We start from the raw sequence: 12,921 nt of genomic DNA on the forward strand, positions 1-12,921 counted from the left end.
ACGGGCAACAAGGAGGTCCTGGCGGTGTCGTCGCTGTTCGGGGAGGTGTGGGTCTACAGCCTGCTCGCGTTTCTGGTCGGGGTCGGGGCGACCTGGCTGTGGTACGTCCGGCCTGCCCGCCGCCGCCTGGTCGAGCTGGAGGACGAGCTCGCCCGCGCCAAGCCCACCAAGGCTCACGCCGTGCCCGTGCAGCCGACCGCGATCCAGCCCGCTCCGGTTCTCCTCGACCCGGCCCGGCCCGAACCCCCGCTGCCGGAGCCGCCGGTGCAGGAGCTGGTCGACCCGGTCTTCGCCGAGCCGGTCCCGACCCAGAGGACCGAGCTGGTCGAGCCGCCCGAGCCGGTCCGGCCGGAGCCGGTCCGCGACGAGACCGCGCGCATCGACCTGCCGACGGCGAAGATCGACGTCCGCAAGCCATCCACGCTCTCCGACATCCCGATCCCGCCCGCGCCGACCGAGTACCTGGAGCAGCTCCAGCGCGAGCGCGAGGCGGAACACGCCAGGGCTGCGAGCGCCGCCGACGACCACGAACCGCTGTTCTTCGAGGCCACCACGCCGCCGATGGGCATCAGCCAGGCCGCGATCGAGCAGGAGCTTCGCGCGGCGGGAGCGGCGGAGGACCACACCGCGCGGCCCCAGCCCAGCCCGGCCCCCCGCTCCACCCAGCCGACCGCGCCGCCCGAGGTCGATCCGATGGAGATGGAGCTGGCCGACCACACGCCGACCGCGTTGATCCCCAGGGTGGAGTGGCGCGGCGGCTACCCCGACGCGGGCAAGCCCACCGCCGAGACGGCCACCGACGACGACGTCGACGACCCGAACGCGGGCGCGGCCCCCGGCCAGGGCGCCGACTGCGAGCCCGAGCGCGAGCTTCCCCAGCGCGAGCTGGCCGAGCCCGAGATCCCGCAGCGCCAGGTCGCGTTCAGCCGTGGCTCGGCCACCGGTCAGATCCCGGTTGTGCCCGCCCAGTCCGCCGAACCCGAGGTGGAGCGGAGCGAGGACGCCGAAGAGCGGGCCGACGCGGAGCGCCAGGCTGAGGCCGAGCGCGTGGCTGCGGAGCAGCGTGCGGAGGCGGAGCGGCAGGCGGAGGCTCAGCGTCAGGCGGAGGCCGCCGAGGCCGAGCGCTTGGAGGCCGAGCGCGTGGCTGCGGAGCAGCGTGCGGAGGCGGAGCGTCAGGCCGAAGCTCAGCGTCAGGCCGAGGCACGGCAGCGCGCCGAGCAGGAGCGCGCCGAAGCCGCCCAGCGCGAGGCCGAGCTGCGCAAACTGCAGGAGAAGCCCGCACCCGCCCAGCAGCGCACCCGGTCGCTGTTCGAGCCGGTGGTCGACCCCGACAGCGTGGCGGGCTCGCCGAACGGCAGGGCGCACAGCTGAGACGAACCGTGGCCCTGCTCGCGATCGGCGAGCAGGGCCACGGTGGTCTTCGAGCCGGAGCGGTCAGTCCCCGACGACCGTCCAGGTGTCCTTGCCCCGCAGCAGCGCGCCGAGGTCGGCGGGCTTCGCGGACTTGGCGTCGGCGACCTGCTCGCGGGCGAGGTCGTCGTAGGTCGGCCGCTGCACCTGCCGGAACACGCCGGTCACGGTGTGGTCGAGGTCCTGGCCGCCCAGACGGGACAGCGCGAACGCGTAGGACGGGTCCTCCAGCGTCGCGTCGTGCACCACGAGCGCGTCCTCGCCGACCTCGGCGACCTTGCGCACGGAGAACGTGCCGGTCTTGGCGTCCCTGACCACGCCGTACTCGCCCTCGGCGCCGAAGCGGATCGGCTCGCCGTGGGTCAGCGGGATGATCCGCCGCTCCCGCTCGCCCGGCTCCTTGAGCACGTCGAACGCGCCGTCGTTGAAGATCGGGCAGTTCTGGTAGATCTCCACGAGCGCGGTGCCCCGGTGCTGGGCGGCCGCGCGCAGCACCTCGGTGACGCCCTTGCGGTCGGAGTCCATCGCCCGCGCCACGAAGGTGGCCTCGGCGCCGATGGCCAGCGAGATCGGGTTGAACGGGTGGTCCAGCGAGCCCATCGGGGTGGACTTGGTGACCTTGCCGACCTCCGAGGTCGGCGAGTACTGGCCCTTGGTGAGCCCGTAGATCCGGTTGTTGAACAGCAGGATCTTCAGGTTCACGTTGCGGCGCAGCATGTGGATCAGGTGGTTGCCGCCGATGGACAGCGCGTCGCCGTCACCGGTGACGACCCACACCGACAGGTCCGGCCGGGACACCGACAGGCCGGTGGCGATGGCCGGGGCGCGCCCGTGGATGGAGTGCACGCCGTAGGTGTTCATGTAGTACGGGAACCGCGAGGAGCAGCCGATCCCGGAGACGAAGACGACGTTCTCCCGCTTCAGCCCCAGCTCGGGCATGAAGCTCTGCACCGCGTTGAGGATGATGTAGTCCCCGCAACCCGGGCACCAGCGGACCTCCTGGTCGGACTTGTAGTCCTTGGCGGTCTGCTTCTCGTCGGTGGTGGGAACACCCTCCAGGCCACCGATCGTGGGAAGACCCAGCTCGATGGTCATGCCTGAACCCCCTGCACGATCTCGATGAACACGTCCTGCAGCTCCTCGGCCTTGTACGGCAGCCCGGAGACCTTGGTGTGGCTGATGACGTCGACCAGGTACTTCGCCCGCAGCAGCAGCGCGAGCTGGCCGAGGTTCATCTCCGGGACGACCACCCGGCGGTAGCCGCGGAGCACCTCGCCGAGGTTGCCGGGGAACGGGTTGAGGTGACGCAGGTGCGCGTGCGCGATCTTCATGCCCTGCCTGCGGACCCGGCGGCACGCGGCGCCGATCGGGCCGTAGGTGGAGCCCCAGCCCAGCACGAGCACGTCGGCGGAGCCGCTGGGGTCCTCGACCTCGATGTCCGGCACGGCGACGCCGTCGACCTTGGCCTGGCGCAGCCGGACCATCTTGTCGTGGTTGTCGGGGTCGTAGGAGATGTTGCCCTTGCCGTCGGCCTTCTCCAGGCCGCCGATGCGGTGCTCCAGCCCCTTGGTGCCGGGAACCGCCCACGGGCGGGCCAGCGTCTCGGGGTCGCGCACGTAGGGCCAGAACTCGCCGGAGCCGTCGAGCGCGTTCGGCTCGCTGGCGAACTCCACCCGCAGGTCGGGCAGGTCCTCGACGGCCGGGATCAGCCACGGCTCGGAACCGTTGGCGATGTAGCCGTCGGAGAGCAGCATCACCGGCGTGCGGTAGGTCAGCGCGATCTTCGCGGCCTCCAGCGTCGCCGCGAAGCAGTCCGCGGGCGTGGACGGCGCGATCACCGGCAGCGGGGCCTCACCGTTGCGGCCGAACATCGCCTGCAGCAGGTCGGCCTGCTCGGTCTTGGTCGGCAGACCGGTGGACGGACCGCCGCGCTGCACGGCCACCACGAGCAGCGGCAGCTCGGTCATCACCGCGAGGCCGATGGTCTCCGACTTCAGCGCGACGCCGGGGCCGGAGGTGGTGGTCACGCCGAGCGCGCCGCCGTAGGAAGCCCCGAGGGCCGCGCCGATCGCGGCGATCTCGTCCTCGGCCTGGAACGTCGTCACGCCGAAGTTCTTGTGCTTGGACAGCTCGTGCAGGATGTCCGAGGCCGGGGTGATCGGGTAGGTGCCGAGGAAGACCGGAAGTTCCGAGCGCTGCCCGGCGGCCACGATGCCGTAGGCCAGCGCGGTGTTGCCGGTGATCTGGCGGTAGGTGCCGGTGGCCAGCTTGGCGGGGGAGACCTCGTAGGTGACCGCGAACGCCTCGGTGGTCTCGCCGTAGTTCCAGCCGGTGCGGAAGGCCAGGACGTTGGCCTCGGCGATCTCCGGCTTCTTGGCGAACTTCTCCCGCAGGAACCGCTCGGTGCCCTCGGTCGGCCGGTGGTACATCCAGGACAGCAGGCCGAGCGCGAACATGTTCTTCGCCCGCTCGGCGTCCTTCTTCGACAGCCCGGTCGGCTCCAGCGCTCCGCGGGTCAGGGTCGCCATCGCGACCTTGTGCACCTGGAACTCCTCCAGCGAGCCGTCCTCCAGCGGGTCGGAGCCGTAGCCGACCTTGGTCAGGGCGCGCTTGGAGAACTCGTCGGTGTTGACGATGAGGATGCCGCCGGGCGGCAGGTCGGCGATGTTCGCCTTGAGCGCGGCGGGGTTCATCGCGACGAGCACGTCGGGGCGGTCGCCAGGGGTGAGGATGTCGTAGTCGGCGAAGTGCAGCTGGAAGCTGGAGACGCCGGGCAGGGTGCCCGCTGGCGCGCGGATCTCGGCCGGGAAGTTGGGCAGCGTCGCGAGGTCGTTGCCGAACGCGGCAGCCTCCGAGGTGAACCGGTCACCGGTCAGCTGCATGCCGTCGCCTGAGTCGCCTGCGAAACGGATGACGACGCGGTCCAGTTTGCGGATCTCGGTTTCGCGTCCCGAGGTGCTGACGCTCATAGGGTGGCGATCCCTCTCTCACAGGGTTCGCGGGGCTACCTTGCCCGCGATGGGGTCCAGGGACACCGTCCGGGCCGGTGGGCACGCACAACGGACCCTGCTGCCTCCGAGGGTAGTCCTGCCTTACCGAGGTCCTGTAAGCCCGGTTACCGCCCGATGACACTGGGCTCAACGGTAAGTATCGACCGATATCTGAATCGATGGAGGAAACCCAGATCACAATGGCCGTTCCCGAGTGCTAGGAACGCGGGCTCAGCGCCGGTGGATCCGGCTCTTGAGCGCGGCCAGCCGCTCCGCGAACGCGGGGCTGTCCATCGAGGCGACCTGCGGCACGAGCTCGGTCTCGACCGCATCGCCGTGCGCGCCGAGGCCCGCGGTGACCCGCATCGAGGACTTCGTGGTGACGGACAGCTCGCGTGGTGCGGACGCGGCCTTCCCGGCCAGCTCGACGGCCGCGGCGACAGCTTCCTCCGCCGTGCTCCAGACCAGGCCGTTCCGCAGCGCCGCGTCCGCGTCCAGGATCTCGCCGAAGAGCACCATGGCCTTGGCCGTCTGCGGTCCGACCAGCCGCTGGAGCATCCAGGTCATGCCGCCGCCGGGATGGATGCCGAGGTCGAGGAACCGCGCGTCGAAGCGCGCCTTCGGCCCGGCGACCCGGAGGTCGCAGGCGAGCGCGAGGTTGAGCCCGGCGCCGACGGCGGCCCCGTTCACCGCGGCGACCGTGGGTAGCGAGCAGTTCGCCACCGCGAGGAAGCCCTGGTAGATCCGCCGCAGCCCCTCCTCGCGGGACGCGCCGAGCTGGGTCAGGTCGGCCCCGGCGCAGAACGCGGGTGCGGCCCCGGTCACCACGACCGCGCCGATCCCGGCGTCCGCCTCGCACGCGGCGATCGTGTCGGCGAGCGCCTGGGACAGGTCGAGCGTGAGCGCGTTGCGCCGTTCCGGGTCGCTGACGGTCACGACCGCGACGGCACCCCGCCGCTCGAAGACCACCTCGGCAGTGCTCATGACCCGCGATCCTGCCAGCCCGGGTCAGGGCCTGGGGGCGGGTGGCCGCTCCAGCAGCGTGGACAGCACGACGGTGGAGACGGTCCGGTCGACGAAGTCCACCGCCCGCAGCCGCTCCAGCGCGGTCTCCATGTGGTGGATGCTCGCCGCGCGCAGGTGCACGATCGCGTCGGCCGAGCCGGAGACGGTGTAGGCGGCCTTGACCTCCGCGAGCGGTTCGAGCCCCGCGCGGATCTTGCCGGGGGCCACGTTGCCGTGGCAGTGGACCTCGACGAACGCCTCCGTTCCCCAGCCGAGCGCCTCCGGGTCGACGACGGCGGTGAAGCCGCGCAGCACCCCGGCGTCCAGCAGTTTGTCCACCCGGCGCTTGACCGCGGGCGCGGACAGCCCGACGGTCGAGCCGATCTCCGCGTAGCTCGATCGGGCGTCGGCTACCAGGCACGAAATGATTCGATGGTCGATCGCGTCCATACGCAACATTCTGCCGATATTTCAGCATGAAGCGGCGTTGTTCGCGGGTAAGTTCGCCATTTAGATTTCGAATCATGTCGTCCGCTGTTGAGGTCCGCCCCGCCGCCGGGGCCAGCGCGCTCGCCGCCGCTCGCACGCCAACCACCAGGCGCTACCTCATGTGTGCCCCCAAGTTCTTCACCGTCGAGTACGCGATCAACCCGTGGATGGACCCCAGTGAACCGGTGAGCACCGAGCGTGCCCTGGAGCAGTGGGGTGAGCTGAAGCGGACCTACGAGAGCCTCGGCCACGTCGTCGAGGAGATCGAGCCGCAGCCCGGTCTGCCGGACATGGTCTTCGCCGCGAACTCCGGCACCGTGGTGCACGGCCGCGTCCTCGGTGCCCGCTTCCGCGCGGCCGAGCGGGCGGGCGAGGCGGAGTTCTACCGCCGCTGGTTCCTGGAGCACGGCTACCGCGACGTGGTGATGCCGAGCAACATCAACGAGGCCGAGGGCGACTTCGCCTGGAGCGGCCGCGTGCTGCTGGCGGGCACCGGTTTCCGCACCGACCCGGGCGCCCACGCCGAGGCGCAGGAGATCCTCGGAGTGCCCGTGGTCTCCCTGAAGCTCGTCGACCCGCGCTACTACCACCTGGACACGGCGTTGACCGTGCTCGACGACAGCCGCGACAACCCGCTGGTCACCTACTACCCGGACGCGTTCTCGCCGGGGTCGCAGCGCGTGCTGGAGCTGCTGTTCCCGGACGCGGTCCTGGCCACCGAGGCCGACGCCGCGTGCCTGGGCCTCAACGGTGTTTCCGACGGCTACAACGTCGTCCTGCCCACCGAGGCGACCGCCCTGGGCACGGCACTGGAGGCCCGCGGTTTCCGGGCGCACTACGTGGACATCTCGGAGCTGCGCAAGTCCGGCGGCGGCCCGAAGTGCTGCACGATGGAACTCCGCGCCTGATGGGGAACGTTTCGTAGCGTGATCGCCCTGGTTGGTAGCGGTGCTCGAAGTCGCTCCGGCCAGGGCGATCGGCATTTTCCCCCGGCCTGTCGGGTTGCGCACAAGGCTCCCCGGGCCTTTGTGGAATTAGCCGAGAGCCAGCGAGGTGGATTTGCTGAATTGATCCGCGCTCGCCAGATTTCGCTCGTGGAATCCAGGAGCGCTGGAGCATTCCGGTGAGCGTCAGCTGCCGTCGAGCCCCGGCGCGAGCGCGGACGTTCGGTGTGCTTGACGTGGCGAAACGCGTCCGACGCCGCCGGTGACGCGCGTCGTCTCGTATCCGTGGCACGGACATCGTCATCCGGAGGGCTGACAAGATCAACCAACTGGTTGAGCACCGTCGTCGCGCGTGTCCTCGACCGGAATCTCCGCGCTGAACGACACGAGGGGGTCCCCCTCGCGCCGGGGACCCCCTAAGACCTCATTTTCCCAGGTGGTTCGGGATCGAAGCCAGTTCTCGCCGGGCCGATCCATGATCAGGGTGGATTCCTTCTCACCTCACGTCCGCGACGCGGTGACCGGAGCTTCCTTCTCGAACGCCGCCCACAGCAGGTTCAACGGGTGGTCGGCGCCGTGCCTCGCTCGCTCGCCCTTGCGCGCGAAGACCCCGGTGAACTGCTGCAACCTCGGCCTGGTCTCGTCGTCCAGTTCGAGCACCCGCAACGGGACGGACTCGCCGAACTGCCCGTCCAGCGCCGCCTGCCCCACGCCCTGGGCGACGACCATGCAGCCCCGCGCCAACCGCGAGCGCAGCAGCGTCGTGCCGTAGTGGATCTCCTCGATCTCCGCGGCCACCGTGAGCTGACCGCGGTACTCCGGGCCGTACCAGCGCCGCAGGAAGTCGTTCACCATGCCCGCCGACGGCAGGATCATCGGCAGCCGCCGCAGCCGCTCCGCGTCGACCACCCGTCCCGGCAGCTCCGCCTCGGAGAGGTTGGTCAGCACCACCGGCCTGCTCTGCCGCCACCACGGCAGCACCTCGAACCGGTCCAGCTCACCGCTGTCCGCCGGGTCGACGATCGTGGTGCCGCACACCAGGTCCAGCTCGCCGGTGTCGAGCTTGCCCCACAGGTCCTTCGACCGGACGTGCACGATCCGCAGCTCCACCTCCCGGCTGCGGAACTCCTCGGCGACGTGCCGCCACGCCTGCCCCAGGTACTCCAGCGTGAACCTGGTCGTGCCCACGGTCAGCGTCCTGCCGAGCTGGTGCCGCCAGAGCTGGATCGCGTCAAGACCGCCTTCGAGCGCGGTCCTCGTCAGCTCCACCGCGCTGCGGCCGACCTGGGTGAACAGGAAGTCCTGGCCGCGCCCGCGCTTCTCCACCAGCGCCGTCCCGCACAGCGACTGGAAGTTCCGGTTGAGGGTGTCGAGCTGCTTCTGCACGCTCGACTGGTCCCGCCCCAGCGCGCGAGCCGCGCGCAACGCCGAGCCCTTCTCGTGCACCACCAGCAGGGTGCGCAGCTGGTCGAAGGTGACGTCCAGCAGCGCCGGCGGGCAGTCCAGCAGCCGGTCCAGGGCCCGCTCTGGCAGGGGGTCCGAGGCAGGGACGGCGGTCAAGTCGCTTCCTTTCCTGTCGTGTCCAACTGGTTCCGAGTCCAGTTGAACTGAACCTGATTCCATTTCAATCCGAACTGATCGCTAAGTCTCTTCTATCCGACTAGACAATAGCGGCCCCGACTGGTTTGAATACTGCCCGTCACGCGGCGGGCGGTGAATCGCTTTCCTTCGTACACGTCCGACCCGCGAAAAACCATTGTCAACGAGGAGATTTCTGTGTCCTTCCACGGTGCGGCCGACGCGGGACCGTCGGCGCCGTCCGCGATGAGGGCGGCGTTCGCACTGGTCGCGGCGTCGGTGGTCTGCACGGTCCTCGGACTGGTGCTGACCTTCGCCTACCGGGACGAGATCCTGCGCGCCGCCGTGGAACCCGTGGCCGATATCGCGAGCGGAATCCTGAGCCAGGACACCGTGCTCCGGGTCGCGGGCCCCGAGTTCGACGACCACTTGTTGTCGGCCGCGATCTTCCAGGGGATCTGCTGCGCACTGGTGATGGTGCTCGGTCTGCTCGCCGCGAAGGGCGGCTCCGCGGCGCGGGTGTTGTTGACGATCATGATGGTGCTCACGGTCCTGGCCGGGTTCCTCGGCGCCGACGCGCGCTACCCGTCGATCATCGTCACCGTCGTGATGATCGGCCAGATCCTCCAGGTGGCAGCGCTGACCCTGCTCTGGGTCCCGGCGAGCACCGGGTTCTTCCAGGCGGTCAAGGCAGTGCGCCCGGCTCCGCCCATCGAGGTGTACGCCCTCCGCCTCCGCTGAGGCCTGTTCTTGGGGGGATCGGCGCAGGGGGGAACCAACGCGCCGATCGGGGGTGGGGAGAACGGCCCCGAATCGCGGGGCCGTTCTTTCCCCTTTGAGCCACATCACCGCGCGCGCTGTCCTGGCAGGTCACACACCGTCGCACGCGACACCGAGGCCGGACTCAAGGGGAAATGCGCGCCAAGCCCGAATACGCGTTGCGTACGAGTTTGAAGATCAAAAGCGCCCGTTCGGCGCGTCCGAAACGTCGAACGGGGGTCCCCCAGCCACCAGGGACCCCCAAGACCTCGTCATCCCAAGCCGGCTCGCCCCGACGCGAGCCGTGACCGCCCCTGTTCATGCTCGGAGCGGGTGGTGCCTCACTTGTGCCGTGATCTCCCGCCGGCCGCCCGCCGGCGCGCACCCGGTGCGAAGGGGATCAGGGCTGTGCTGGGAACTCGTACTCCAGGACGTAGCTGCCCGCGTCCATCGTCATCTCCGTCAGCTCGACCGGCTCGCCGTTGTTGGTGAACGCGGTCCTTGCCACCACCATCAGCGGAGTGCCCGGCTCCAGCTGCAGCGCGGTGACCTCGTCTCCCTGCGGCATCCGCGCCCGGATCTCCTCGCGGAAGACCATCGCGGGCTTGCCGAGCTCCCGCAGCCGCGCGTACACGCCACCGGGGCCAGGATTGATCTTGGTGAGCGGGGTGCCCGTCGCCAGCCGGGACGGGAAGAACGACACGCACAGCATCACCGGGCGGCCGTCGACCAGGTTGCGCCTGCGCCTGGCCCACACCCGGCTCTGCGACGGCATGCCGAGCACCCTGGCGACGTGCTCCGGCGTCTCCTGCTCGACCACGTCCACGCTGTCGATGGTCAGGCTCAGCGAGCTCGGATCGGTCTTCCACCTCGGCGCGCACGCGTCCTGCTTGTCCCCGCGCACCCGCTGCGGCGGCAACCGCCGGATCAGCCGGTCGTCGCGGACGTAGACCCCCGATCCCCGCCGTGACCACGCAAGGCCCTCGTTCTTGAGCACGTCCAGCGCGGCGCGCACGGTCATCCGTGCCGCGCCGTAGCGCTCCATCAGATCGTTCTCCCCAGGCAGACGAGAACCCGGCGGGTATTTGCCAGCCAGGATCGCTGTGCGCAGTTCGTCTGCGATGCCACGAAACTTCACCCGGTACGCAGAGCCCGGATCAGCCACTGGGACTGCCTTCCTGTCGATTGCCCGCTCAAGGTCGCGAAACCCCTCTGCCCCACCGACCGAGGGTACTCTCAATCCGTAGTCAATTGACTACTGTCCGAGGTTCCGGCAGGCCCGCCCTGAGCAGGTGCCTAAAAGGTCTTCTCCTACCCTCGGCAGTCGTGAGAACCCCCCTGCGCCTCGACTGGGGCGTCAGCTACGAGCTGACCGTGCTGGACCTCGGACTCGCCTGCTGCGGCGTCGAGGTGATGGCCGCGCTGCACGGTCTGGACGGCGACGCGCTGGACCGGCTCGGCGTCACTCCCGTGGTCAGCGACGAGCGGGCGCACGTGCTCGTCGTCTCCGGCACGGTCACCGACGTGATGCTGCCCGCGGTGCTGGACACCTACCGCGCCATGCCCGAGCCGAAGTACGTGCTCTCCGTCGGCGCGTGCTCCAACACCGGCGGCCCGTACTGGGACTCCTACGCGGTGACCAAGGGCATCGACCAGCTGCTCCCGGTGCACGTCGCTGTGCCCGGCTGCCCACCCCGGCCGGAGGCGCTGCTCGAAGGGCTGGCCGCGCTGCACCGGCTGATCACCGGGACGGTGCCGGCATGAGCATCGCCGAGGCCCTCGCGTCCGAAGTGGACGGTGTGAGCACCCGCGTCGAGTTCGGCCGCGAGCGGGCGCTCGTCCCGCTGGAGTCCTGGCGCCGGGCGGCGGCAACGGCCAAGGACGTGCTGGGCTGCGCGATGTTCGACTGGCTGGGCGTCGAGGACGCGGGCAGGCCGGGCGCGGTGGGGGAGCGGCACGCGGTCACGCTGCACGTCGTGCACCCGGGAGAGCGAGCAGGGCTGCTCATGCGGACCGAACTGCTTCAGGACCAAGCGCTGCCGAGCGTCGCCCAGGTCTGGGCGGGCGCGGCCTGGCACGAGCGCGAGGCCGCCGAGATGTTCGGCATCGCACTGGACGGCCACCCCGACCCGCGCAGGCTGCTGCTGCCGGAGTCCTTCACCGGCCATCCGCTGCGCAAGGACTTCGTGCTGGCCGCCAGAGTGGTGCGGCCGTGGCCGGGCGGCCTCGAACCGGGGGAGGCCGACACCAGCGCGCCGAGCAGGCGCCGCCTCGCCCCGCCCGGAGTGCCCGGCCCCGAGTGGGGACCCCGCCGAGAGGAGCCGCAGCAGTGACCGACCAGCACCTGCCACCGCGCACCCGGGGCGTGATCGCGCTGCTGGAGCAGAACTGCACGGTGTGCATGATCTGCGCGCGCGAGTGCCCCGACTGGTGCCTGCACATCACCTCGCACACCGAGACCGTGCAGGAGCCCGGCTCCAAGCGGCCCCGGCAGCGCAACGTGCTCGACCGCTTCGCCATCGACTACGGGCAGTGCCTCTACTGCGGCATCTGCGTCGAGGTCTGCCCCTTCGACGCCCTGCACTGGGCGCCCGACTTCGACTACCCGGGCACCGGCACCCTGGACGGCTCCGGGGCGGTCGCCGAGCTGGTCCACGAGCGCCCGGCGCTCGGCGAGTGGGTGGCCGCCGTGCCGCCGCCGCCACCGCTGGACCCGGCGGCGGAACCGGCTCCGGAAGCAGCTCAGCGGGGTGCTCGCCCGGGTCGCTGACGGAACTTCCGCCCCGCCGCGAGCGTTGTCCCAGTGGAGGCCATCGACCGAGCAGACCCTCGGAACCTTGCGCATTCATCCGGAGGCTGAGCGACGTGCACAGGCATTACAACGGGTTGAGGACGGCCCTGCTGCTGGGCGGACTCAGCGCGCTGATCATCCTGGTCGGCTCCCTCTTCGGGGGAACCTGGCTGGTGGTCGCGCTGGTGGTGGCGCTCGGCATGAACGCCTACGCCTACTTCAACTCCGACAAGCTCGCGCTGCGGGCGATGCACGCCAGGCCGGTGTCCCAGGCCGAACAGCCCGCGATGTACCGGATCGTCCGCGAGCTGGCGACCTCCGCCCGGCAGCCCATGCCCCGCCTCTACATCAGCCCGACGCAGGCGCCCAACGCCTTCGCCACCGGGCGCAGCCCGAGGCACGCGGCGGTGTGCTGCACCACCGGCATCCTGGAGCTGCTCGACGAGCGCGAGCTGCGCGCGGTGCTCGGGCACGAGCTCGCCCACGTCTACAACCGCGACATCCTGATCTCGTCGGTGGCCGGGGCGCTGGCCAGCGTTGTGACGTTCCTCGCCAACCTGGCCATGTTCGCAGGGCTCTTCGGCGGGGGTGACGACGAGGACCGGCCCAACCCGTTGGCGCTGCTGCTGATCGCGATACTCGGGCCGGTGGCGGCGAGCATCGTCCAGCTCGCGGTCAGCAGGTCGCGGGAGTACCAGGCCGACGAGTCCGGCGCCCGTCTCACCGGCGACCCGCTCGCCCTGGCCTCGGCGCTGCGCAAGCTGGAGCTGGGCACGCAGCGGGCCCCGCTCGCGCCGGAGCCGCAGCTGGTCTCCCAGTCGCACCTGATGATCGCCAACCCGTTCCGGCCGGGCGACGGCATGTCCAGGATGTTCTCCACCCACCCGCCGATCGCCGACCGGATCCGCAGGCTGGAGGAGATGGCGGGCAGGCAGCAGCCGCCCGGCTGGTGACC

13 protein-coding genes are annotated in these 12,921 nt (G+C 70.6%); 7 read left to right on the top strand and 6 right to left on the bottom strand.

The window, feature by feature from the left end; translation table 11 throughout:
- The first annotated feature begins 24 nt into the window (after window positions 1-24).
- Window positions 25-1,371, top strand: a complete 1,347-nt coding sequence (locus ACFFQA_RS15085) for a hypothetical protein (protein WP_377852562.1) — start codon at window positions 25-27, stop codon at window positions 1,369-1,371.
- A 63-nt stretch (window positions 1,372-1,434) separates the two neighbouring features.
- Here the strand turns inward: ACFFQA_RS15085 and ACFFQA_RS15090 are convergent, their stop codons facing one another.
- The 4 genes from ACFFQA_RS15090 to ACFFQA_RS15105 form a co-directional block, all read right to left on the bottom strand.
- Entirely contained in the window at window positions 1,435-2,505 is a 1,071-nt protein-coding gene (locus ACFFQA_RS15090; protein ID WP_377852563.1) for a 2-oxoacid:ferredoxin oxidoreductase subunit beta, read from the bottom strand.
- A complete protein-coding gene (locus tag ACFFQA_RS15095; RefSeq protein WP_377852564.1) occupies window positions 2,502-4,379 on the bottom strand; it encodes a 2-oxoacid:acceptor oxidoreductase subunit alpha in 1,878 nt (625 codons plus the stop codon). Before ACFFQA_RS15095 ends, ACFFQA_RS15090 begins: the two co-directional genes overlap by 4 nt.
- A gap of 252 nt (window positions 4,380-4,631) precedes the next feature.
- A complete protein-coding gene (locus ACFFQA_RS15100; RefSeq protein WP_377852565.1) occupies window positions 4,632-5,384 on the bottom strand; it encodes an enoyl-CoA hydratase in 753 nt (250 codons plus the stop codon).
- A 24-nt stretch (window positions 5,385-5,408) separates the two neighbouring features.
- The gene (locus ACFFQA_RS15105; RefSeq protein ID WP_377852566.1) at window positions 5,409-5,855 is read right to left on the bottom strand and encodes an Lrp/AsnC family transcriptional regulator; all 447 of its coding nucleotides are present in this window, start codon (window positions 5,853-5,855) and stop codon (window positions 5,409-5,411) included.
- A 74-nt stretch (window positions 5,856-5,929) separates the two neighbouring features.
- Between ACFFQA_RS15105 and ddaH the strand changes: the two genes are divergently transcribed.
- Entirely contained in the window at window positions 5,930-6,802 is an 873-nt protein-coding gene (gene ddaH, locus ACFFQA_RS15110) for a dimethylargininase (RefSeq protein WP_377852567.1), read from the top strand.
- 537 nt (window positions 6,803-7,339) lie between these two features.
- On the opposite strand, the gene ACFFQA_RS15115 is transcribed toward ddaH, so the two are convergent.
- The gene (locus tag ACFFQA_RS15115; RefSeq protein ID WP_377852568.1) at window positions 7,340-8,398 is read right to left on the bottom strand and encodes a LysR family transcriptional regulator; all 1,059 of its coding nucleotides are present in this window, start codon (window positions 8,396-8,398) and stop codon (window positions 7,340-7,342) included.
- A gap of 216 nt (window positions 8,399-8,614) precedes the next feature.
- Between ACFFQA_RS15115 and ACFFQA_RS15120 the strand changes: the two genes are divergently transcribed.
- Entirely contained in the window at window positions 8,615-9,157 is a 543-nt protein-coding gene (locus tag ACFFQA_RS15120) for a hypothetical protein (protein WP_377852569.1), read from the top strand.
- Window positions 9,158-9,575: 418 nt separating this feature from the next.
- Here the strand turns inward: ACFFQA_RS15120 and ACFFQA_RS15125 are convergent, their stop codons facing one another.
- Window positions 9,576-10,340, bottom strand: coding sequence for a GntR family transcriptional regulator (locus ACFFQA_RS15125; protein ID WP_377852570.1), 765 nt, complete (start codon window positions 10,338-10,340; stop codon window positions 9,576-9,578).
- 161 nt (window positions 10,341-10,501) lie between these two features.
- On the opposite strand from ACFFQA_RS15125, the gene ACFFQA_RS15130 reads away from it, so the two are divergent.
- The 4 genes from ACFFQA_RS15130 to htpX all read left to right on the top strand — a co-directional run bounded on the left by ACFFQA_RS15130 (window position 10,502) and on the right by htpX (window position 12,919).
- Entirely contained in the window at window positions 10,502-10,939 is a 438-nt protein-coding gene (locus tag ACFFQA_RS15130; RefSeq protein WP_377852571.1) for an NADH-quinone oxidoreductase subunit B, read from the top strand.
- Window positions 10,936-11,508, top strand: a complete 573-nt coding sequence (locus tag ACFFQA_RS15135; protein ID WP_377852572.1) for an NADH-quinone oxidoreductase subunit C — start codon at window positions 10,936-10,938, stop codon at window positions 11,506-11,508. The genes ACFFQA_RS15130 and ACFFQA_RS15135 overlap by 4 nt, the downstream gene beginning before the upstream one ends.
- A complete protein-coding gene (locus ACFFQA_RS15140; protein ID WP_377852573.1) occupies window positions 11,505-11,945 on the top strand; it encodes a 4Fe-4S binding protein in 441 nt (146 codons plus the stop codon). The genes ACFFQA_RS15135 and ACFFQA_RS15140 overlap by 4 nt, the downstream gene beginning before the upstream one ends.
- A gap of 95 nt (window positions 11,946-12,040) precedes the next feature.
- Window positions 12,041-12,919, top strand: a complete 879-nt coding sequence (gene htpX / locus ACFFQA_RS15145; protein ID WP_377852574.1) for a zinc metalloprotease HtpX — start codon at window positions 12,041-12,043, stop codon at window positions 12,917-12,919.
- Window positions 12,920-12,921 lie beyond the last annotated feature (2 nt).

Source organism: Allokutzneria oryzae (assembly GCF_042429765.1).
GTDB classification, from domain to species: Bacteria; Actinomycetota; Actinomycetes; order Mycobacteriales; family Pseudonocardiaceae; genus Allokutzneria; species Allokutzneria oryzae.

Excerpts from the sequence above, each read along its gene's own strand:
- ddaH (WP_377852567.1), top strand. The coding sequence starts at position 5,930 with ATGTCGTCCGCTGTTGAGGTCCGCCCCGCCGCCGGGGCCAGCGCGCTC.
- ACFFQA_RS15135 (WP_377852572.1), top strand. The coding sequence starts at position 10,936 with ATGAGCATCGCCGAGGCCCTCGCGTCCGAAGTGGACGGTGTGAGCACC.
- ACFFQA_RS15095 (WP_377852564.1), bottom strand. The coding sequence starts at position 4,379 with ATGAGCGTCAGCACCTCGGGACGCGAAACCGAGATCCGCAAACTGGAC.
- ACFFQA_RS15100 (WP_377852565.1), bottom strand. The coding sequence starts at position 5,384 with ATGAGCACTGCCGAGGTGGTCTTCGAGCGGCGGGGTGCCGTCGCGGTC.
- ACFFQA_RS15105 (WP_377852566.1), bottom strand. The coding sequence starts at position 5,855 with ATGGACGCGATCGACCATCGAATCATTTCGTGCCTGGTAGCCGACGCC.
- ACFFQA_RS15090 (WP_377852563.1), bottom strand. The coding sequence starts at position 2,505 with ATGACCATCGAGCTGGGTCTTCCCACGATCGGTGGCCTGGAGGGTGTT.